The following is a 21,969-nucleotide window of genomic DNA, read 5'->3' as shown; positions in this document are numbered from 1 at the left end:
GTGGCGCCGGTGGGAAGTGTCGTCTGAACCAGTCGGCCGACGGCATCCCATTGGTACTGGGTGACGGCACCGTGTTCGTCCTGACGGGTCGTCTGCCGGCCTAGCGCGTCGTAGGAAAAGCGCCGCTGACCGCCGTCCGGCAAGGTCTCTTCGAGTAGTTGTCCCAGCCCGTTCCAGATGAAGACATGCCGACTGGTGTCCGGGTAGCGGATTGACAGCAAACGCCCCTGAGCGTCGTGGTGACAGTGAGTGGCCTGGCCATCCGGATCGGTGGCTTCGGTGACATCCCCCTGAACATTGCGCTGGTATTTCCACACCGCTTTGCCGTGATAGCGCGCATGCAAGAAACCGTTGCGGTATTCGTAGGATGTTGGCTCGTCTTGCGGCGGAATCAGCGCCACCAACCGTCCGACTTCGTCATAACGGTATTCAGTGACGGCCCCGAGCGGATCCTGCTCGGCCACCAAGCGGCCCTGTTCGTCATAGGCCTTGAGGTGTTCGCCACCGTTCAGCTCAACCTTGCGCACCAGCCGCGCCCGGTCATCGTGGACGTAAACCTCTTCGCTGCCATCGAGGTTCTGGACGGTGACACTGCCTTGGTCATCCCAGACGTAGCGCGCCTCCATCTGCGCGAACGACGCCCAATGGCGGATGCAACGCGCCGCCTTGCCGGACCGTTCCCACTCCCAGAAGAAACTCGCGCCACCGGCCAGTTGCCGCTGCAGAATCACGTGCTGGTCGTCGTAATCGTAACGCTCGCTTTCACCGGCGGCATTGGTTGCTTCGATCAAGCGTTGGCGGGCGTCGTAGCGATAGAAAACCAGTGTCTGCTCTGTATGCCAGGCTTCACCCACTGCATCGGTGGGATGAAACGACTGGTATTCAATGGCGACGAGGTGCCTGCGTTCATAGCAAAACAGCAGCGAACGGCCGGCGCCGTTGTCGAGGCGCTGGATGCGCTGCTGGCGGTCGCGGGCGATGCGCAAGCGGTTGTTGTAGGCGTCGCTGATCGTCGTCAGACGACCGTTGTGAAAGTGATAGAAACGCGGTTCTTCGCCGGCCTGGGCGAGGATCAGTTCTTCCGATTCATCGCCCAGATAAATCGCCGCGCGCGACAAACTGTTGTGGATCGCCGGGCGCTCAATCGATGGCAACGGGAAGGTGGTGCGACGGTTTTCGTGGTCGATCCAGATGACCTGATCGCCATCCATTTCCAGGCGATGGGCGAGCGAGTGACTCCAGCCAAAGCCGAGGCCGTCGTCGATTTCGGCGGCGCTGGTGCGATAGAGGCGGGTGAAGTCGAACGGCAGGATGCCGTCCAGCGAACCGTCGGTGAGGGTCAGCAGCTCTTCGCCGGTGACCATCGAGACCGGGCATTTGTTGGTCGCGGTTTTATCCGCGGAGTCAGCGCTGTCGCCGTTGGGGTTGGTGGCCTGCTTCGACGCGTCGTCGTGGTGTTCGTTTTGTTTGAGCGTGGTATTGCGTTTGGCATCCCAGCGCAGTTGCATGCGACCCTTTTTCAGTCCCGCTGCAACACCGCGCGCGGCGACTTTCTTATAGCGGTCGACGTACTCCATGAAGGTGTTGAGGATAGTGAAAGTGGCCTCGACGAAGCGCATCGCCAGACCAGCCAGCAACGCCCCGTACTTGAGCCCGCGAGCGGTGAGATAGGCTTTGGCGGCAGGGATCCCGACTCGCGTAAAAGCCAGTGCCGAAGCAATCAGAATATCGATCAGCACCGAGACAATGACTTGGCTGGTCACCTCTGCCGAGTTGCCAGCGATCTCGCTGGGCGGGAGCATTTCCAGCCACAGACTCGCGGTGCGCAGCAGCAAACAAAGCGCCGCTTCGTCACTGGCCAGCAGCTGGACTTTTGCCATGACCTCTGGCGCCGTCTGCGCAAGCTTGACCAATTCATCGGCGCCGCTGCCCAACCGTTCAACGAACTTGCGGGGATCCTGAAGAATGTCCGAGAGCAGGCTGAGGCTGTCCCAAACGCCCACGACCGCCGCCCAACTGCCTGCCAGCAATCCGTTACCAGCGGCTATAAAAGTCGACTGTGACCATTGCGGCTTAAAGCCTTCCCACTCTTTACGCAGCCACCCTTCCAACTCTTGGGTCAGCCCGTCGTAGGAAGAGAAAAGATCTTCAACCTGCTGCGGCGTAACTTCGTTGTGAACATGAACGCGGTAGAACCTGCCCTCTTTCCCTCGGAATGTTCCCTTGCCGTTTTTATCGAGGGTGACCGGTGTCGACTCCCCACCCTCAACCGCGATCACATCGACCTGAATGTTGCCCAGGGGAATGTCATAAACCGATTCGAACTTGCTCTCGATCTCCAGAATCCCGCTGTCCGGGCACTGCGCAACGCTGGAGAAAAAATCGTCATCGCGACTACTGACCGACTTGCTGGTATTTCCCAGCTTGATCTTGCGTTCCATACCCATCAGCGACGGCAGATCCGCCATGTGACTGACGTTGTCCGCGGCCTGGCTGAACCATTTTTTGAGCTGTTCGCGATAGAGCGTCAGGGTGTCTGGAAAACTGTCGAGTTCCTGTTCGATCCGGGTGACGTGCTCCATCAAAGCACCGAACGATAGGAGGCGGGGTTAAAAATCGGTTCGAACATGAGCAATCCCTGGCGCAGAAAATTAGGCGCGGGGACTTTGCGGGGGATCAATCAGGAAAGAAGTCGGGAAAGGATGATGTTGCTGTAGGGCAATTCGCTAAAAGCGATCAACTCATTACTAAAGCAACCAGAAACAAAACGTGGCGGTAGGTTTCCCTCACGCCACGTTAATTTGTCAGACACACAATTATTTAATCCGTAGAACCGCGGGACGCCAATTCTTTCAATTTAAGTTCAGCCAGCGGATGCCCGGCCTTCGCCGCCATTTCCCACCAGCGAGCCGCTTCCACCGGATCCGGCGCCTTGCTCGGCGTTCCCGCAAGGCAGATCACGCCAACCTGATAGGCCGCCTTGCCATCCCCCGCCAACGCGGCCAGGCGCAGTAATCGCACACCCTCCTCGCGTGCGCCAAGACCGACGCCGCGAAAGGTCAGAATGTGGCCGTAGAAGCTCTGGGCGCCGACATCACCCAGGTTCGCCATACGCGCAAACTGGCCCTCGAGCCAGCTCCAGCCTCGCGGCTGACGCACAAACCACGACCAGTGGAACAACCGGCGGGCCAACCAGTAACTGGCCCGCGCCTTGAGTCGTAAAAACACTCAGGCTTCCGCCGATTCGGGGTACTCGTATTCGAACACCCGCACCACTTCCGAGGCATGCCAGGACGCGGCAGCCACGCCATCGGACGGGCCGGAAAAGCGCCCGAGTCGCTCGACACATTCAAAGAAGCCGGTGCGCGGCAAGCGGCTGGCCCCCTGGCTGATCACCAACGAGCTGCGCAACGGCTGCTCGGCTCTGGCATCCAGTGCGGCCAGGTGCTCAAGGGCTGCGGTCAAGGTTTGCATGGCCGGCGTGGGTAGTTGCAAACGCTCCAGCAACGCCCGATAAGTCAAAAGATGGCGCTGACGACGCGCCTGATCCAGCTCCCCCAGCAATCCGTCCCAATGTTGACGACTTATGCGTACGCTCACGATTCATCCCTCCATCCTGGCACCGTCAATTCCCAGGCGAGGCTGCGGCGAATAGCAGCGTCGGGTTGACGCTCACCGCTTTCGATCAAGGCGAGATATGACGGGCTGATGCCTACCGTGCGGGCGAGCGCCTCAATGGCGATGCCCTTCCCTTCGCGCAAATTGCGTAGTTGATCCAGACCCGGAAGAATCTGGTCTGGTGCCGCCGCGGGAGGCGCTGTGGCGTCACGCGGTGGTTGTTGCTTGATGCCTGCTGCTTTCAGTAGAGCCTGATACTGAGCCCATGGCAGAACCGCATATTCGGGCTCGCCTTCGCGTGTAATTATCTGAATATCCATGACTACCCCGTAGGACAACGACACTTAGCGAGTCGGCGCTTTTCCTTAGAAGTGTAATCCTAACAGCGGCCAAGGTCGCGGGGGGGTATGAATATCTGGAGGATTTTGAATCGGCTCAGTTTTTTTTCGGCCCCTGAAGCTGCAGTTGTTCGGGGGTATCAGGCAAGCGTTCGACTACCGCAAGCTTCTCCGGCAGCTGACGCTTGCGCCAAGCGCGGAAGGCGTTGAGTTCGTCATCGAGAACTTTCATCAACCAGGCCAGTACGGCAATGTCGTCGAGCATGCCGAATACCGGGATGAAATCCGGGATCGCATCCACCGGGCTCAGGAAATACATCAGGCCGGCCACCACCGAAACCAATGCTTTGGGGCTGATGGCCCGGTACTCACCACGCCAGTAGGCCAGGCAGAGTGCCTGTAACAAACGCAGATCATCTTTGAGCTTGCCCAGACGATTGCCCTGGCTCGCGCCTTTGCTGGCAACCGCGAACAACAGGGTCGGCAAACGACCACGGGCGAGCAGGCGTCCAGCCAGAGGCAGGAAACGAGCAAAATTCCAGGGCGTTTTCATTTATTACTCCCGCTGAAATGTTATCCACACAAATTGTGGATAACCTTGTGAACAGAGCTGCATTTCACCGCTGAAAGCCCCGTTTCATAAGGGCCTGACTCAGATCGGGCGTTTTTTACTCACATAAAAAAACCCAAGATTTCATTGACTTGGCGTTCTGGCCCGTCTAGCTCGAGCGCCCTCACTGGCTATGACTTCAGCGTACCGCATCCGTTCGCTTTGTTTACCTCCACTGAACGCCAGATGCAACAACGCCCCGCATAAGCGAGGCGTTGTTTTTAAAGCAGACGCGAATTACTTGGGGGCGTCTTGTTTTGCTGGATCCTTGATGGCCAACAGCTCCAGGTCGAATACCAGTACCGAGTTGGCTGGAATCGCCGGGCTTGGGCTTTGGGCGCCGTAAGCCAGTTCACTAGGGATGTACAGCTTGTACTTCTCGCCAACGTGCATCAGTTGCAGGCCTTCAACCCAACCCGGAATCACACCGCTGACCGGCAGATCGATCGGGCTGCCGCGCTCGACGGAACTGTCGAAAACGGTGCCATTGGTCAATTTACCGGTGTAGTGAACAGTCACTACGTCGGTCGGCTTAGGCTGAGCGCCGTCGGCTTTCTTGACCACTTCGTATTGCAGGCCGGAAGCCGTGGTGGTGACACCCGCTTTCTTGCCGTTCTCTTCGAGGAATTTCTTGCCAGCGGCTGCCGACTCTTCGCTCATCTTGGCCAAACGCTCTTCAGCACGCTTTTGCAATGCAGCGAAGGCTTCAACCAGCTCTTCATCTTTCAGCTTCTGTTCTTTCTTGCCGACGGCATCTTCGATGCCCTGGGCTACCGCTTTGGAATCCAGATCATCCATGCCTTCCTGAGCCAGGCTTTTGCCCATGTTCAGGCCGATACCGTAGGAAGCTTTTTGCGCCGGGGTTTTCAGCTCTACGCTGGTCTGCGAATCACAACCCGCAAGTACCAGGCCAACCAGGGCCACCGCCGCCGCCAACCGATGCTGTTTCATGCTATTTCCTTGTTCATGCGCCTAAAGGGCAATCGAGTAAAGCCGCGAGCTTATCAGGCCGCCACGACCAATGGCTACCGGCATGAGAGCAGGAAACGTCTGATAAGTTCAGGTGTTTAAACGCATTTTGGCTATAGAAGGATGAAGCTTCTGTCATTTCGCTCTTACGGACTTGAGGGCCGGTTCCCACAGACTCTGGCGTAATGGCCTCTTGCCGCACTTCGTGAGCTGAGGCATAAGAGAGTTACAAACTGACAAGGACGTTTATCGTGCGCCTCATATTCCGCTTGCTGATCCTGATCGCAGTATTGCTGGGGCTGGGCCTCGCCGTAGTGCTGTATTACGTCGCCAACCCGAAATTGCCGGCCTGGTCACCGGCGCAACAGGTAAATTACCTGGAGCAATGGAGCGCCGCCGACCGACAGGCTTACTACTTCACCCCTCAGGGTACCCAGGTCAAAGGCTTGCGCTATGACTGGTTCAATGCCCTTGAATTGCCCTTCTCACAAAAACGATTCGCTGCTCCTGAATACCTCGCACGCTTTGGTTTTCTGATCGACCCGAGCCAGAAAGCCACACCGAACAATCCTGGTAACTTGCCCGTCGGTTTTGCCCGTCATCAAAACCCTGGCAGCCAGGACGAGTATCTGGACATCACTTGCGCTGCCTGCCATACCGGCGAAATACGCTTCAATGGCCAAGCCGTGCGCATCGACGGCGGCTCGGCCCAGCATGTGTTGCCGTCCAGCGTCCCTACCCTGCGTGGCGGCAGCTTCGGCCAGGCACTGGTGGCCAGCCTCGCTTCGACTTACTACAACCCCTGGAAATTCGAACGTTTCGCCCGCAACGTTCTGGGTCAGGACTACGACGCACGGCATCAACAACTACGCCAGGATTTTAAAGTCTCACTCGATACCTTCTTGAAAGTGGCCTGGAACGACACCCATCGCGGCCTCTACCCCACCGAAGAAGGCCCCGGCCGCACCGACGCCTTCGGGCGCATTGCCAACGCCAGCTTCGGCGACGCGATCTCACCCGCCAACTACCGTGTGGCCAACGCTCCGGTGGACTACCCGCAACTGTGGGACATGTGGACCTTCGACTGGGTGCAGTGGAACGGTTCGGCGCAGCAACCGATGGCCCGTAATATCGGCGAAGCCTTGGGTGTGGGCGCCACGCTGAATTTCTTCGACAGCAGCGGGCAGCCGCTCAAGGGCGACGACCGCTACCCGTCCAGCGTCCGGGTGCGCGATCTGCATCGGATCGAAGAAACCCTGCAGCGACTCAAACCGCCTGCCTGGCCGGAAGCCCTGCTGGGCAACATCGACAAGCCCCTGGCCGCAAAAGGCCGCGAACTGTTCGCTGAAAATTGCGCCGGGTGTCATGCCCCCCGCGTCACCCAAAGCGACGGCAGACCGGTGCAACATCTGAAATTGCTGCCTGTGGAGGTCATTGGCACAGACCCCGGCGCCGCCAACAACATTGCCGATCATCGCTTCGATCTGACGGCTTTACAGTGGGATCCGGCGGAGCTTGCGCAACTGGACGTACAACTGCATCCCAAACCCACAGAACCCTTGGATATGAGCCAATTGTCCGTGGCCAAGGGACTGGCCTACGTCACTGCTTTCGTGGGCAACCAGGCCTACCGCGAAGCCAAAGTGATACCCGCAGAGCGCCCGAACCTGGACGGATTCGGCCTGCCGATCGGCGTTCAGGAGTTGCGTAGCTACAAGGCCCGACCTTTGGCGGGCGTCTGGGCCACGCCGCCGTTTCTGCACAACGGTTCGGTACCGAGTCTTTATCAATTGCTCTCGCCACAAAGTGAACGCGCGACCACGTTCTACAAAGGCACCTTCGAATATGACCCTAAACACTTGGGCTATCGCACCGAAGCCTTCACCAACGGTTTTGTGTTCGACACGCGCATTACCGGTAATCACAACAGCGGTCACGAGTTCCGCGCAGGTGAACGCGGTAACGGCGTCATTGGTCGTCTGCTGCAACCGGAGGAACGCTGGGCGCTGCTGGAATACCTGAAAGTGTTGGGCGGCCCAATGGAGTCGCAATTGCCAGACCGCCGCCTCAGTCAAAAGGATTGACCCATGCTGATCACTCTCTGGTTGCGCCTGGGCGCCTTCCTCGGCAAAACCCTGCTGTGGTTGTTGGGTCTGGGCCTGCTCGGCTGGGCGCTGACCATGGCCTGGTCCGCCTGGCAGCATCGCGGCCCGGTATCGGCTGAAGAACTGATTCCGGACGGCGAAGCGGCAATGACCCAGGACATCATCCAGACGGCCGTACGTATCGTCGATCAACACCGGGAAAGCACCCGCTACCTGCGCGATGCCCATGCCAAGGCCCATGGCTGCGTGAAGGCCGAGGTACAGGTGCTGTCGGATTTGACGGCTGAGTTACGCCAAGGCGTGTTCAGCGAGCCCGGCAAAACCTGGCAAGCGACGATACGGCTGTCCAACGGCAATGCGTATCCGCAGTTCGATAGCATCCGCGATGCCCGGGGCATGGCCATCAAACTATTCGATGTGCCTGGTAAACAGTTGCTGAGTGACCGACAAGGGCACAGCGAACAGGACTTCGTGATGTTCAACCATCCGAACTTCTTTGTCAGCGATGTCGCAGAGTATCGTCAGAATGTGGCTGCTCAGGCTGATGGCAAAAAGGCGATGGCGTTCTTCCCGGGCTGGGACCCGCGCACGTGGCAGGTTCGCCATCTGTTTATTGCGCTGGCGACGCTCTCCCCTGCCCCGGCAAGCCCGACGCAGACCACTTACTTTTCGGTTTCGCCGTACAAGTTCGGTAAAGCTAACGCTAAATTCCGCGTGATGCCGGACCCTGATAGCTGCCCGGTCTACGCGCTGCCCACGCAAAATCAAAACCTGCCGAATTTCCTGCGCAGCGCGCTGAACCAGCAGCTGTCGACCGATCGGGTGCCGGCCTGTTTCGTTTTACAGATCCAGCGTCAGGATGCGGGCAAGTACATGCCGATCGAAGACACCAGTATCGAGTGGAACGAAAGCGACGCGCCCTTCGAAACCGTGGCCCGGTTCAAACTGCCTGCCCAGGATTTCGACACCCCGGCGCTGAACCTGCAATGCGACAACCTGTCGTTCAACCCATGGTTCGGGCTTGAAGCCCATAGGCCGATTGGCGGGATCAACCGGTTGCGAAAAGCGGTGTATGAGGCCGTCAGCGACTACCGGCACAGTCGTAACGCCGAACAATAAAGCGACCTGTTCGGGTAATGCCAGTCAAGCGCAATCCATGTGGGAGCGGGCTTGCCCGCGATGACGGCAGCACATTCATAATTGATGCGCCAGACAGGTCGCTATCGCGGGCAAGCCCGCTCCCACAGGTTCCGCGCTTAACTGACCGGTATTGACCTGTTCGGGTCGCTTTTTCAGTGGATTCGCTACAAAGCCAAATCCCAGACAGCAAAAAGCCCGCATTAAGCGGGCTTTCTGTGGTGATCTGGCGTTCAGCGTTCCAGATACCGAATATGGCGCAGCGGACGGGACTCGAACCCGCGACCCCCGGCGTGACAGGCCGGTATTCTAACCGACTGAACTACCGCTGCGCGTAGCGTTGAAAGTAAGTGGTGGGTGATGACGGGATCGAACCGCCGACATTCTGCTTGTAAGGCAGACGCTCTCCCAGCTGAGCTAATCACCCTTTACCTTCGTTGCGGGGCGCATTGTGCCACAGATTTTCATAAAGTGTTGATTTAATTGATAAAAAATCAAAAAAAATCTGAAAACCGGTAAAACGACACACCCTGCAGGAACCTCAGGCAGAAAAAAACCCGCGTTAGCGGGCTTTTCCTTGGTGACCTGGCGTTCAGCGTTCCAGGTTACCGAATATGGCGCAGCGGACGGGACTCGAACCCGCGACCCCCGGCGTGACAGGCCGGTATTCTAACCGACTGAACTACCGCTGCGCGTAACACTAAAGCGAATGGTGGGTGATGACGGGATCGAACCGCCGACATTCTGCTTGTAAGGCAGACGCTCTCCCAGCTGAGCTAATCACCCTTCACTTTCGGTGTGGCGCGCATTCTACGTAGCGACCCAACCTCTGGCAAGCACTTTTTTAATTAATTTTCTCAGGCCTTCCAAAGGCTTAGAGAAGGGTTGGCCTATGGCACACGGAGGACAATAATGCCCCCCTTTGTATAAAGGAGAGACTCACCCCATGTGGTTCAAGAACCTGCTTATCTATCGCCTGACCCAAGATCTGCCTTTTGATGCCGAGGCGTTGGAAACTGCACTGGCCACCAAACTGGCGCGTCCATGTGCAAGCCAGGAGTTGACCACCTACGGTTTCGTCGCGCCATTCGGCAAGGGCGAAGACGCGCCACTGGTGCACATCAGCGGCGACTTCCTGCTGATCGCCGCCCGTAAGGAAGAACGCATTCTGCCGGGCAGCGTCGTGCGTGACGCAGTGAAGGAAAAGGTCGAAGAGATCGAAGCCGAACAAATGCGCAAGGTCTACAAAAAGGAACGCGATCAGATCAAGGATGAAATCATCCAGGCCTTCCTGCCCCGCGCCTTTATCCGTCGTTCGTCGACCTTCGCCGCCATCGCGCCGAAACAAGGCCTGATCCTGGTTAACTCGGCCAGCCCGAAACGCGCCGAAGACCTGCTCTCCACCCTGCGCGAAGTGATCGGCTCGCTGCCGGTGCGTCCGCTGACAGTGAAGATGTCGCCGACCGCCACCATGACCGAGTGGGTCACCACCCAGAAAGCCGCGGACGATTTCTTCGTGCTGGACGAGTGCGAACTGCGTGACACCCACGAAGACGGCGGCATCGTGCGCTGCAAGCGTCAGGACCTGACCAGCGAAGAAATCCAGCTGCACCTGAGCACCGGCAAAGTGGTCACTCAACTGTCGCTGGCCTGGCAGGACAAACTGTCGTTCGTGCTTGACGACAAAATGGTGGTCAAGCGCCTGAAGTTCGAAGACCTGCTGCAGGATCAGGCGGAACAGGACGGTGGCGACGAAGCCCTGGGTCAATTGGACGCCAGCTTTACCCTGATGATGCTGACCTTCGGTGACTTCCTGCCGGCGATGGTTGAAGCGTTGGGTGGCGAAGAGACCCCGCAAGGGATCTAAAGACTTGTGATCTCTACTGTGGGAGCGGGCTTGCTCGCGAAGGCGTCATAACATTCAAGATCGATGTTGAATGTTATGACGCCTTCGCGAGCAAGCCCGCTCCCACATTGGATCTGTGTTGGTATTGAATAACAAGGATCAGGCCATGCGCGCACTGGCTGCATTGAGTCGTTTTGTCGGCAACACCTTCGCTTACTGGGTACTGATTTTCGCCGTGGTGGCGTTTGTGCAACCGACCTGGTTCATCGGCTTGAAAGGCGCCATCGTACCGCTGCTGGGTCTGGTGATGTTCGGCATGGGCCTGACCCTCAAGCTTGAAGACTTCGCCGAAGTCGCTCGCCATCCGTGGCGCGTGGCGCTGGGCGTAGTCGCCCATTTCGTGATCATGCCCGGTGTGGCGTGGTTACTCTGCCAGGTTTTCCACCTGCCGCCAGAGATCGCCGTCGGGGTGATTCTGGTCGGCTGCTGCCCAAGCGGCACCTCCTCGAACGTGATGACCTGGCTGGCGCGTGGCGATCTGGCGTTGTCGGTGGCCATTGCCGCCGTCACTACCCTCCTCGCTCCGCTGCTGACGCCAGCGCTGATCTGGCTACTGGCTTCGGCCTGGTTGCCGGTGTCGTTCATGGAGCTGTTCTGGTCGATCCTGCAAGTCGTGCTGCTGCCGATCGTGCTCGGCGTGGTTGCCCAGCGCGTACTCGGTGATCGGGTTCGTCACGCGGTAGACGTGTTGCCACTGGTGTCGGTGGTGAGCATCGTGATCATCGTCACTGCCGTGGTGGCTGCCAGCCAGGCGAAGATTGCCGAATCCGGCCTGCTGATCATGGCCGTGGTGATGTTGCACAACAGCTTCGGCTACTTGTTGGGTTACTTCACCGGGCGCCTGTTCAACCTGCCACTGGCCCAGCGCAAATCCCTGGCACTGGAAGTCGGCATGCAGAACTCCGGCCTGGGCGCGGCCCTGGCCAGTGCGCACTTCTCGCCGCTGGCAGCGGTGCCAAGCGCGTTGTTCAGCGTCTGGCACAACATTTCCGGAGCACTGCTCTCAACGTATTTCCGTCGTATGAGCGAGAAAGAAGACCGGCAAATCGCCGCTCAGCAGGCGGCGGATTAAGCTGATAACTTGATCCTCGGGTTAATGATGGGCACTCTATTGCGCAACGCGGGGACGACCCTGCGGCTCGATCGAATCATTAATCCGGGGACGACCCCATCCATCGATGGAGGTCTCTGATGTCCTGGATCATTCTGTTTCTCGCCGGCCTGTTCGAAGTCGGCTGGGCCGTCGGCCTGAAATACACCGACGGTTTCAGCCGCCCTCTTCCTACCGCACTGACCATCGCGGCCATGGCGATCAGCCTTGGCCTGCTGGGCCTTGCCATGAAGGAATTGCCGCTGGGCACGGCCTATGCGATCTGGACTGGCGTGGGTGCGGTGGGCACGGTGATCGCCGGGATCATTTTGTTTGGTGAGTCCATGGCGTTGTTTCGGCTGGCGAGTGTGGCGTTGATTATTGCCGGGTTGGTTGGGCTCAAGGTTAGCGCTTAGGCCACTACCGCTTTCGCGAGCAAGCCCGCTCCCACATTTGACCGCATTCCCAATGTGGGAGCGGGCTTGCTCGCGAAGAGGCCCGCAAAATCACCGACTACCTGACGCCCCCACGCAATTCCCCCACCAACCCTTGCAGTGTCGCCGGTTCAGCCACTTCAACGGCCACCGCCGGCCCCGCCACCAATGTCACCCGCGACCACAACCGACGAAACATCCCCTTGTTCGGATCGCGACTGAAGAAACTCCCCCACAACCCCTGCAATGCCAGCGGAATCACCGGCACCGGCGTTTCTTCGAGAATCCGTGTCAGCCCGCCCTTGAACTCGTTGATCTCGCCATCGGCGGTCAACTTGCCTTCAGGGAAAATGCACACCAGTTCGCCGTCCTTCAGATACTGGGCGATGCGGGTGAAGGCTTTTTCGTAGATCTGAATGTCTTCCTGACGTCCGGCAATCGGAATCGTCCCCGCCGTACGGAAGATGAAGCTCAGCACCGGCAGATTGTAGATTTTGTAATACATCACAAAGCGAATCGGCCGACGCACTGCGCCGCCAATCAGCAACGCATCGACGAACGACACATGGTTGCAAACCAGCAATGCCGCGCCTTCATCGGGAATCAGCTCCAGATTGCGATGCTCAACGCGGTACATGGAATGGCCAAGCAGCCAGATCATGAAGCGCATGCTGAACTCGGGGACGATTTTGAAGATGTAAGCATTGACGCCAATGTTCAGCAGCGACACCACCAGGAACAGCTGCGGGATCGACAGCTTGGCAATGCTCAGCAAGACGATCGACACAATCGCAGAGACCACCATGAACAGGGCGTTAAGAATGTTGTTGGCGGCGATCACTCGCGCCCGTTCGTTCTCGACAGTACGCGACTGGATCAGCGCATACAGTGGCACGATGTAGAAACCGCCGAAGACCCCAAGACCAAGAATGTCGATCAACACCAGCCAGGCGTGACCGAACCCAAGGACTTCGATCCAGCCATGACCGGCAACGCTGTCTGGAATCGCGCCGGAGTGCCACCACAGCAACAGGCCAAACACCGTCAGACCGAATGAGCCAAACGGCACCAGACCGATCTCGACTTTGCGCCCGGAGAGTTTCTCGCAGAGCATCGAACCCAGTGCGATACCGACCGAAAACACGGTAAGAATCAGCGTCACCACCGTCTCGTCGCCGTGCATCCATTCCTTGGCATACGCCGGGATCTGCGTCAGATAAATCGCCCCGACAAACCAGAACCATGAGTTGCCGACGATCGAACGCGATACTGCCGGAGTTTGCCCCAGGCCCAACTTCAAGGTAGCCCAGGACTGGCTGAAAATGTTCCAGTTCAAACGCATTTCCGGCGATGCCGCGGCAGCCCGGGGAATGCTGCGGCTGGCCAGGTAACCGAGCACGGCGATGCCGATGATTGCCGTGGACACGACCGGCGCATAGTTGCCGGCCGACATCATGATACCGGCACCAATGGTCCCGGCGAGAATCGCCAGGAAAGTGCCCATTTCCACCAGGCCGTTGCCGCCCACCAGCTCTTCTTCGCGCAAGGCCTGCGGCAGGATCGAGTACTTCACCGGCCCGAACAGCGCCGAGTGGGTGCCCATGGCAAACAACGCGACCAGCATCAGCGACAGGTGATCGAACATGAAACCGACCGCACCCACCGCCATGATGACAATTTCCCCAAGCTTGATCAGACGGATCAGCGCGTCCTTGGCAAACTTTTCCCCGAACTGCCCCGCCAGGGCCGAGAACAGGAAAAACGGCAAGATAAACAGCAACGCACACAAGTTGACCCAGATCGAGCGGTCACCCTCGATGGTCAACTTGTACAAAATGGCAAGGATCAACGACTGCTTGAAAATGTTGTCGTTGAAGGCCCCCAGCGACTGCGTGACAAAAAACGGCAGGAAGCGCCGAGTGCGAAGCAAGGTGAACTGCGAGGGGTGACTCATCTTCCATGTGTCCCTGATGTTGGGTAGCTGATGCTGGATGAAAAAGCGGCGTGACAATTGTTATTGGAATGTCGAACGTCGATCCAGGCCACAGATTACCCAATCTTTGCCGGTTATTTGTTTAATCCTGCAATGCACGGCGAAACAAACAACTCACCTCGCCATGCGCCCTGCACCGTGCGTTTGGCAACAATCAGCCACATCACCGCCAGCAACGCCACCAGTACACAGCCAAAGACACTGAAAAACGTCAGGTGCAACGTGCTCGCCAGGTTCAACGTCGCCAAAGAATAGACGCCCAACGGGAAAGTGAAGCCCCACCAGCCGAGGTTGAACGGGATACCGGCGCGCAAGTAACGCACGGTGATCAACAGCGCAATCAGCATCCACCAGAGCCCGAAGCCCCACAGCGTGATGCCGGCCACCAAGCCAAGCCCTGCGGCGATCTCGCCGATACCCGGTAAACCGTTGGCGGCAAAGATCGCTGGCGCGTCGGCCCCCAACAGCAACATGCCCAGCGCACCGGTGCCAATCGGCCCAAGGGCCAGCCAGCTTGAGGCGGCCATGTTTTCGTGGGGCAATTTATGCAACGCCATACGCAGCAACAGGATAGTCAGAATGCTGAACGCCACCGGCAGGGAAAAGGCCCACAGCACGTAGCTGGTCACCAGCACCACCAGTTGTGAATGAGCATCGGCCAGATGCGGCGCCAGCAACCCGCCGCTGGCCGCCGCCACTTCCGCCGCCACCACCGGTAACAGCCAGACTGCGGTCATCTGGTCGATGCTGTGCTCCTGACGGGTGAACATCATGTAGGGAATCAATACGCCACAGGCCAGCGACATCGCCACGTCCAGCCACCACAGCACTTGGGCGAGATGAATCACACCGTCACCCCAGCGCGGCAAACCGAACAACAGAAGACCATTGATGAGGGTCGCAAGGCCCATGGGAATGGTGCCGAAAAACATCGAAACCGTGGAGTGCCCGAAAATCCGCCGCGCCTCGTCGAAGAACATGACCCAACGCGCGGCATACATGGCCGTGAACATAACAAACAGAACAATATTGAACAGCCACAGGCCTTCGGCAAACGCATGCAGACCGCGATTCGCCACCGGCAATTGCGCAAGCGCGAGCGCCAATACACCCGTGCCCATGGTCGCCGCGAACCAGTTGGGGGTGAATTGGCGGATGGCTTCTCGAGGGTGCTGCAAATGACTGAGCGGTTTGATACCGGGTTTAACGCTATGGGTGCAGGTCATGGTGAACTCCTGTCCTCTCGTGAGGTGGAGCTCATGATAGATCCGAATCGAATATCGATATAACTGGCAATATCTATAACTGTTATCTATTTTACAGATACATAATCAGACGCAGACTTTGACGGAGTGCATTGGTTGATCGATATTGCATTGAGTGAGTAACACCCGCCTTCGCGAACAACCCCGCCCCACACTGGATTGAGGGTGCCCACATATTTTGTGTTCACTGACGATCGAGTGTGGGAGCGGGCTTGCTCGCGAAGAGGCCCCCAAACACACCAAAAATCGAACTGACTCCCAACCTGCGACACCCCGCCACGTCACGACCTTGGTCGACACTGACTAACTCAAGCGGTCATGCGAGACTGTCCTGACCGGGCGGAGTCCCGGAGGTCTTTTTGTCTGGAGTTCCCATGTCGCTGTCCATCGGGCTGATCGCCACCGTCGCCCTGGCCTATATGGCCATCCTGTTCGCTATCGCCTTTTACGGTGACCGGCGCAGCACACCGTTGCCGCCACGGATGCGTGCCTGGGTGTACAGCCTGTCGCTGGCCGTTTATTGCACCAGTTGGACATTCTTTGGTGCCGTGGGCCAGGCGGCCGAGCAACTCTGGTCATTCCTGCCGATCTATCTCGGGCCGATCCTGCTGCTGGTGTGCGCGCCGTGGGTCCTGCAAAAAATGGTGATGATCAGCAAGCAGGAGAACATCACCTCCATCGCCGACTTCATCGCCGCCCGCTACGGCAAATCCCAGTCGCTGGCGGTGGTGGTGGCGCTGATCTGCCTGGTCGGCGTATTGCCCTACATCGCTTTGCAGCTCAAGGGCATCGTGCTGGGCGTGAACTTGCTGATTGGCGCCGGTGCTGACGCCATGGGCACACGCGCGCAAGACACGGCGCTGATCGTGTCGTTGGTGCTGGCACTGTTCACCATCGTTTTTGGTACCCGCAACCTCGACGCCACAGAACACCACCGCGGCATGGTGCTGGCGATTGCTTTTGAGTCGCTGGTCAAGCTGTTCGCTTTTCTCGCAGTCGGCGCGTTCGTGACCTACGGCCTGTACGACGGTTTCGACGACCTGTTCGACCAGGCCATGCTCGCCCCGCGCCTCGAGGCGTACTGGAAAGAAACCATCAACTGGCCGTCCATGGTGGTGCAAACCGGCGTGGCGATGATGGCGATCATCTGCCTGCCCCGGCAGTTCCATGTAACCGTGGTGGAAAACATCGATCCTCAGGATCTACGCCTGGCCAAGTGGGTGTTCCCGGCCTATCTGGCGCTGGCGGCGCTGTTTGTCGTGCCGATCGCACTGGCCGGTCAGATGATGCTGCCCAGTTCGGTACTGCCGGACTCATTCGTCATCAGCCTGCCTCTGGCCGAATCTCACCCTGCCTTGGCGATGCTGGCGTTTATCGGCGGTGCTTCGGCGGCGACCGGTATGGTGATCGTGGCCAGCGTGGCGCTGTCGACCATGCTTTCCAACGACATGCTGCTGCCGTGGTTACTGCGGCGTAACAACGCCGAGCGGCCGTTCGAAGTATTCCGCCAGTGGATGCTTTCGGTGCGCCGGGTGAGCATCGTGGTCATTCTGCTGTTGGCCTACGTCAGTTATCGACTGCTGGGCTCCACCGCGAGCCTGGCGACCATCGGCCAGATCGCCTTCGCCGCCGTGACCCAACTGGCCCCGGCCATGCTCGGCGCGCTGTACTGGAAACAGGCTAACCGTCGAGGGGTGTTCGCGGGGCTAGCCACTGGGACGTTCCTCTGGTTCTACACCCTGGTGTTGCCGATCGCCGCCAAGAGTCTCGGCCTGCCCCTGAGCAGTTTTCCGGGGCTGGCATGGCTGCAAGGCAACCCGTTGAACCTGCCGATCACGCCGCTGACTCAAGGCGTGGTGCTGTCCCTGGCGGGCAACTTCACCCTGTTCGCCTGGGTCTCGGTGCTGTCGCGCACGCGGGTTTCGGAGCACTGGCAGGCCGGCCGCTTCATCGGCCAGGAAATCAGCGCGCGACCCAACGCCCGCTCAATGCTGGCAGTACAAATCAACGACTTGCTGCAACTGGCTGCCCGTTTTGTCGGCGAAGAACGCGCTCGTCAGAGTTTCATCCGTTTCGCCTACCGTCAGGGCAAAGGCTTCAGCCCGACCCAGAACGCGGACGGTGAATGGATCGCCCATACCGAACGCTTGCTAGCCGGTGTACTCGGCGCATCTTCGACCCGGGCAGTGGTAAAAGCCGCCATCGAAGGTCGGGAAATGCAGCTCGAGGACGTGGTGCGGATCGCCGACGAAACTTCGGAGGTGCTGCAGTTCAACCGAGCCTTGCTGCAAGGCGCCATCGAGAACATCACCCAGGGCATCAGCGTGGTCGACCAGTCGTTGAAACTGGTGGCCTGGAACCGGCGCTACCTTGAGCTGTTCAACTACCCCGACGGTTTGATCAGCGTGGGCCGGCCGATTGCCGACATCATTCGCTACAACGCCGAACGCGGCCTGTGCGGCCCCGGCGAAGCGCAAGTGCATGTCGCCCGCCGCTTGCACTGGATGCGTCAGGGCCGGGCTCATACCTCCGAACGGTTGTTCCCCAATGGTCGAGTGATCGAGCTGATCGGTAACCCGATGCCCGGCGGCGGTTTCGTCATGAGTTTCACCGACATCACCGCGTTCCGCGAGGCCGAGCAAGCGCTGACCGAAGCGAACGAAGGCCTCGAGCAACGGGTCATCGAACGGACCCACGAACTGTCGCAACTCAACGTTGCCCTGACCGAAGCCAAGGGCACCGCCGAATCGGCGAACCAGTCGAAAACCCGTTTCCTGGCCGCCGTCAGCCATGACTTGATGCAACCGCTGAACGCTGCGCGACTGTTCTCTGCCGCCCTCTCCCACCAGGAGGAAAACCTATCCAGTGAAGCCCGGAAACTGGTTCATCACCTGGACAGTTCACTGCGCTCGGCCGAGGACCTGATCAGCGACCTGCTGGACATTTCCCGCCTGGAAAACGGCAAGATCAACCCTGATCGCAAGCCCTTCGAGCTCAATGATTTATTCCATACGCTAGGCGCCGAGTTCAAGGCTCTGGCGCAGGAACAGGGGCTGAAATTTCGCGTCAGGGGCAGCGCGCTGCGGGTCGATAGCGACATCAAACTGCTGCGACGGATTTTGCAGAACTTCCTGACCAACGCCTTCCGCTACGCCAAAGGGCCGGTGCTGCTCGGTGTTCGGCGGCGCAACGGCGAGCTATGCCTTGAGGTCTGGGACCGTGGACCGGGTATTCCAGAAGACAAACTGCAGGTGATTTTCGAAGAATTCAAACGCCTCGACAGCCACCAGACCCGGGCCGAGAAAGGTCTGGGCCTAGGCCTGGCGATTGCCGATGGGCTGTGTCGCGTGCTGGGTCACACCTTGCGCGTGCGTTCCTGGCCGGGTCGCGGCAGTGTGTTCAGTGTCAGCGTACCGCTGGCTCGGGTACAAGCCGCGACGCCGGCCAAAGTGGCCGAACTTAATGGCCATTTGCTAAGCGGCGCGCAGGTGCTGTGTATCGATAACGAAGACAGCATTTTGATCGGCATGAACAGTTTGCTGACGCGCTGGGGTTGCCAGGTCTGGACCGCGCGCAACCGTGAGGAATGCGCAACGCTGCTCGGCGATGGGATGCGCCCGCAACTGGCGCTGGTGGATTACCACCTGGACGATGGCGAAACCGGGACCGAGTTGATGGCCTGGTTGCGCACGCAACTGGGCGAGCCGGTGCCAGGGGTAGTGATCAGTGCCGATGGACGGCCGGAGACGGTGGCCCAGGTGCATGCAGCTGGCCTGGATTACCTGGCCAAACCGGTGAAACCGGCGGCGTTGCGGGCGTTGTTGAGTCGGCATTTGCCGTTGTAATGCGGCAGGTTTGAACCCTGCAGTGGGGCGATTGACGCCTTCGCGAGCAAGCCCGCTCCCACAGTGGATTGGTGTTGTTGCACAAATAGAGTGAACACCACAAACCCCTGTGGGAGCGGGCTTGCTCGCGAAGCTTTTCGGCTACTCCGGCAGTTCGGCCAAGCCATCGACATCCGTCATCGCTCGCTCCAGCAGGTCCGCCGGCAAGCTCTTGCTGGCCCGCGCTCCGAGCAACTTGAGCTGCTCGCTGCGGCTGACCAGGTTGCCGCGGCCTTCTGTCAGCTTATTGCGTGCAGAGCTGTAGGCCTTGTCCAGTTGCTGCAGGCGATTGCCGACTTCATCCAGATCCTGAATGAACAACACGAACTTGTCGTACAGCCAACCGGCGCGCTCGGCGATTTCCCGGGCGTTCTGGCTCTGGCGTTCCTGCTTCCACAGACTGTCGATGACCCGCAAAGTGGCCAGCAACGTGGTCGGGCTGACGATCACGATATTGCGGTCGAATGCCTCCTGAAACAGCGTCGGCTCAGCCTGCAACGCCGCAGAAAACGCCGCTTCGATCGGGACGAAAAGCAGAACGAAATCCAGGCTGTGCAAGCCGTCGAGCCGCTTGTAGTCCTTGCCGGCCAAGCCTTTGACGTGAGTGCGCAGGGACAGCACATGCTGCTTGATGGCGATCTGGCCGATGGCATCATCCTCGGCCGCCACGTATTGCTGATAGGCCGTGAGGCTGACCTTGGAATCGACCACGACCTGCTTGTCGCCGGGCAGGTAAATAATCACATCCGGCTGGAAACGCTCACCGTCCGGCCCCTTGAGATTGACCTGGGTCTGATACTCACGCCCCTTCTCCAGACCCGCGTGCTCAAGCACCCGCTCGAGAATCAGTTCGCCCCAGTTGCCTTGGGTTTTCTGCCCTTTCAAGGCGCGCGTCAGGTTGGTGGCTTCATCGCTCAGGCGCAGGTTCAGCTGTTGCAGCCGCTCCAGTTCCTTGGCCAGGGAAAAACGCTCGCGGGCTTCGGCTTGATAGCTTTCCTCAACGCGCTTTTCGAACGACTGAATGCGCTCCTTCAACGGATCGAGCAACTGCCCCAAACGCTGCTGACTGGTTTCGGCAAAACGCTGCTCACGCTCGTCGAAGATCTTGCCCGCCAGCTCGGCGAATTGCGCGCGCAGCTCGTCTCGCGAGCCTTGAAGGTCGTTGAGACGCTGCTGATGGCTTTCCTGCTGCTCACGCAGCTCGGCATTGAGGGAGGCGGCCTGAGCGTCGAGGCGACGCAACTCAGCCTCTTTGCCGGCGCGTTCGATGTTCCAGGCGTGAGATGCGTCGCGGGCGTCGTCGCGTTCGATCTGCAGCAGTTCGACTTCACGGCGCACCGCGGCCAGATCCGCTTGTTTGGCGGCATTGGCCTGGCTCAGGTCAGCGATTTCATCACGGCAAGTATCAAGCTGGGCATTCAAGCCGTCCTGCGTCAGTTGGGCAATGGCAAGGCGCTCTTCCAGTATTGCCAGCTCGGCCTGCCCCGCACTCGCCCGACGCTGAAGTTGCCAGGCCAGTACCAGTAACGGCAACCCAGCGCCAGCCAGCCCCAGCAATGCGCTGGTCAAGTCCATCGCCATAGCCACTCCTGCCGATTCGATAAAGCGTGAAGGTTAACCAAGGCGTCAGGTCTTGGACAGCTCAGTCTTCGCTCAGGCCCAGTTCCTGTTGCGCACGTCGGTCGCCCGCACGCGCGGCCTGACGCAGGAGCTCCTGGCCAATGCGCCGATCCCGGGCGTTACCGCATTCGCGGCACATTAGCAGGCCGAGACGGCTTTGCGCGGCCACCACGCCTTCACGGGCAGGCTGCTTAAGCAAGCGTCCGGCGAAGTGTTTGATGTTGGAGTTTTCGCCCAGGCGCGGGCTGTCGAGTAGCCACTCGGCCACGCGCATCGAAAAGCGCTTGGGTGGGGTAACACTGAGGGGGGTGGAAGCAGCAGAGATTGGTACTGAGCGAAACTTCATAAAGCACTGTAGGGCAGATCGGAAGGCGCGCCACTCTACTCTTTTTTTCGTACAGGTAAAGTCGAAAAAAGCCTGCACGCCCGTCCTAGAGCAAGCGCTTGGGACAATCCACAGAAGCTGTGGATAACTCAGTGGACAACCGCCTTTCAACTCGCGCAAAGCCGTGTGGCGTGGGGCTCGCAGTCAAACTGACGATTTTTTCACCAGTAAAAAAAAGCGATGTTTTTCATTGACTTAAATTTTCATTACAGGCACCCACTCCCGTTGAGGCAAGGATGACAGTGGGATGACAGTTCGCGCAATTTATGTGCACAAGTACCTGTGAGGCGGTTATATCGATGCGCTTTTTCGGCGCGCTTTTCGGTAGCGTCTGGGGATAAACCCGAGCAACCCTTGCCGCCGGTCGATCCTGACTCGCTCGTTCTCTCGGATCAACGGTCGGGTTCTGGGCTATTGCGGGGCACTGGCCTGCTCTTTGACCGCTCAATCGAGACTTGCCGACAGGCACTTCAGCGCTTTTTTTCAAACAGACTTCCCTTCCACAGCTCAATCCGTTAGTATCCGCGGCGTTAGTACCAAGCTGAAAGTCAATTCTGGTCGAACAAATCCCCCGGTCAGCCTTCCCTAAGAGAAGCCTCCACCGACAAAACGGGA

Annotated in this window: 16 protein-coding genes and 4 tRNA genes; 6 read left to right on the top strand and 14 right to left on the bottom strand. The window is 58.9% G+C overall.

Annotated elements, in window-relative coordinates; all coding sequences use genetic code 11:
• The 6 genes from PMI36_RS16440 to PMI36_RS16465 form a co-directional block, all read right to left on the bottom strand.
• The coding region (locus PMI36_RS16440; protein ID WP_008071558.1) for a DUF6531 domain-containing protein at positions 1–2,582 on the bottom strand (2,582 nt) is incomplete at its 3' end.
• 238 nt (positions 2,583–2,820) lie between these two features.
• Positions 2,821–3,228, bottom strand: coding sequence for a tetratricopeptide repeat protein (locus tag PMI36_RS16445; RefSeq protein WP_008071557.1), 408 nt, complete (start codon positions 3,226–3,228; stop codon positions 2,821–2,823).
• A complete protein-coding gene (locus PMI36_RS16450; RefSeq protein ID WP_007898892.1) occupies positions 3,229–3,600 on the bottom strand; it encodes a hypothetical protein in 372 nt (123 codons plus the stop codon).
• The gene (locus PMI36_RS16455) at positions 3,597–3,938 is read right to left on the bottom strand and encodes a helix-turn-helix domain-containing protein (RefSeq protein ID WP_007898894.1); all 342 of its coding nucleotides are present in this window, start codon (positions 3,936–3,938) and stop codon (positions 3,597–3,599) included. The genes PMI36_RS16450 and PMI36_RS16455 overlap by 4 nt, the downstream gene beginning before the upstream one ends.
• A gap of 115 nt (positions 3,939–4,053) precedes the next feature.
• Positions 4,054–4,509, bottom strand: a complete 456-nt coding sequence (locus PMI36_RS16460) for a YkvA family protein (RefSeq protein ID WP_007898895.1) — start codon at positions 4,507–4,509, stop codon at positions 4,054–4,056.
• A 294-nt stretch (positions 4,510–4,803) separates the two neighbouring features.
• The gene (locus PMI36_RS16465; protein ID WP_007898896.1) at positions 4,804–5,517 is read right to left on the bottom strand and encodes an FKBP-type peptidyl-prolyl cis-trans isomerase; all 714 of its coding nucleotides are present in this window, start codon (positions 5,515–5,517) and stop codon (positions 4,804–4,806) included.
• Positions 5,518–5,786: 269 nt separating this feature from the next.
• Here PMI36_RS16465 and PMI36_RS16470 point away from each other — a divergent pair, with 269 nt between their 5' ends.
• The gene (locus PMI36_RS16470) at positions 5,787–7,619 is read left to right on the top strand and encodes a di-heme-cytochrome C peroxidase (RefSeq protein ID WP_008071555.1); all 1,833 of its coding nucleotides are present in this window, start codon (positions 5,787–5,789) and stop codon (positions 7,617–7,619) included.
• A gap of 3 nt (positions 7,620–7,622) precedes the next feature.
• Positions 7,623–8,759, top strand: coding sequence for a catalase family protein (locus PMI36_RS16475; RefSeq protein WP_008071554.1), 1,137 nt, complete (start codon positions 7,623–7,625; stop codon positions 8,757–8,759).
• 273 nt (positions 8,760–9,032) lie between these two features.
• On the opposite strand, the gene PMI36_RS16480 is transcribed toward PMI36_RS16475, so the two are convergent.
• The 4 genes from PMI36_RS16480 to PMI36_RS16495 all read right to left on the bottom strand — a co-directional run bounded on the left by PMI36_RS16480 (position 9,033) and on the right by PMI36_RS16495 (position 9,563).
• Positions 9,033–9,109 (bottom strand) — tRNA-Asp (locus PMI36_RS16480).
• Between the two features lie 19 nt (positions 9,110–9,128).
• A tRNA-Val gene (locus PMI36_RS16485) sits at positions 9,129–9,204 on the bottom strand.
• 188 nt (positions 9,205–9,392) lie between these two features.
• A tRNA-Asp gene (locus tag PMI36_RS16490) sits at positions 9,393–9,469 on the bottom strand.
• 18 nt (positions 9,470–9,487) lie between these two features.
• Positions 9,488–9,563 (bottom strand) — tRNA-Val (locus tag PMI36_RS16495).
• A gap of 160 nt (positions 9,564–9,723) precedes the next feature.
• Here PMI36_RS16495 and rdgC point away from each other — a divergent pair.
• The 3 genes from rdgC (at position 9,724) to sugE (ending at position 12,189) form a co-directional block, all read left to right on the top strand.
• The gene (rdgC, locus tag PMI36_RS16500; RefSeq protein ID WP_007898901.1) at positions 9,724–10,644 is read left to right on the top strand and encodes a recombination-associated protein RdgC; all 921 of its coding nucleotides are present in this window, start codon (positions 9,724–9,726) and stop codon (positions 10,642–10,644) included.
• A 145-nt stretch (positions 10,645–10,789) separates the two neighbouring features.
• Positions 10,790–11,755 carry a bile acid:sodium symporter family protein gene (locus PMI36_RS16505; protein WP_007898902.1) on the top strand — a complete coding sequence of 322 codons (966 nt, stop codon included), beginning with the start codon at positions 10,790–10,792 and terminating at the stop codon, positions 11,753–11,755.
• Between the two features lie 119 nt (positions 11,756–11,874).
• Positions 11,875–12,189, top strand: coding sequence for a quaternary ammonium compound efflux SMR transporter SugE (gene sugE / locus PMI36_RS16510; protein WP_008071553.1), 315 nt, complete (start codon positions 11,875–11,877; stop codon positions 12,187–12,189).
• A gap of 97 nt (positions 12,190–12,286) precedes the next feature.
• On the opposite strand, the gene PMI36_RS16515 is transcribed toward sugE, so the two are convergent.
• Both PMI36_RS16515 and PMI36_RS16520 read right to left on the bottom strand, forming a co-directional pair.
• Complete coding sequence (locus PMI36_RS16515; RefSeq protein ID WP_008071552.1) at positions 12,287–14,161, bottom strand: MFS transporter; 1,875 nt, start codon at positions 14,159–14,161, stop codon at positions 12,287–12,289.
• Positions 14,162–14,274: 113 nt separating this feature from the next.
• A complete protein-coding gene (locus tag PMI36_RS16520; protein ID WP_008071551.1) occupies positions 14,275–15,426 on the bottom strand; it encodes a TDT family transporter in 1,152 nt (383 codons plus the stop codon).
• Between the two features lie 413 nt (positions 15,427–15,839).
• On the opposite strand from PMI36_RS16520, the gene PMI36_RS16525 reads away from it, so the two are divergent.
• Positions 15,840–19,310: a hybrid sensor histidine kinase/response regulator gene (locus tag PMI36_RS16525; RefSeq protein ID WP_008071550.1), complete on the top strand. Its 3,471-nt coding sequence runs from the start codon at positions 15,840–15,842 to the stop codon at positions 19,308–19,310.
• Positions 19,311–19,451: 141 nt separating this feature from the next.
• Here PMI36_RS16525 and rmuC read toward each other — a convergent pair whose 3' ends face one another.
• Together rmuC and PMI36_RS16535 are read right to left on the bottom strand one after the other, a co-directional pair.
• Positions 19,452–20,816 (bottom strand): DNA recombination protein RmuC, encoded by a 1,365-nt coding sequence (rmuC, locus tag PMI36_RS16530; RefSeq protein ID WP_162830921.1) that lies wholly within the window; start codon positions 20,814–20,816, stop codon positions 19,452–19,454.
• Between the two features lie 175 nt (positions 20,817–20,991).
• Positions 20,992–21,315 (bottom strand): hypothetical protein, encoded by a 324-nt coding sequence (locus tag PMI36_RS16535; protein WP_081499260.1) that lies wholly within the window; start codon positions 21,313–21,315, stop codon positions 20,992–20,994.
• Between the last annotated feature and the right edge of the window lie 654 nt (positions 21,316–21,969).

Origin of the sequence: Pseudomonas sp. GM79, from assembly GCF_000282495.1 — a bacterium.
In the GTDB taxonomy this organism is placed as follows: Bacteria; Pseudomonadota; Gammaproteobacteria; order Pseudomonadales; family Pseudomonadaceae; genus Aquipseudomonas.
This window is presented reverse-complemented; position numbering and strand designations above follow the sequence as displayed.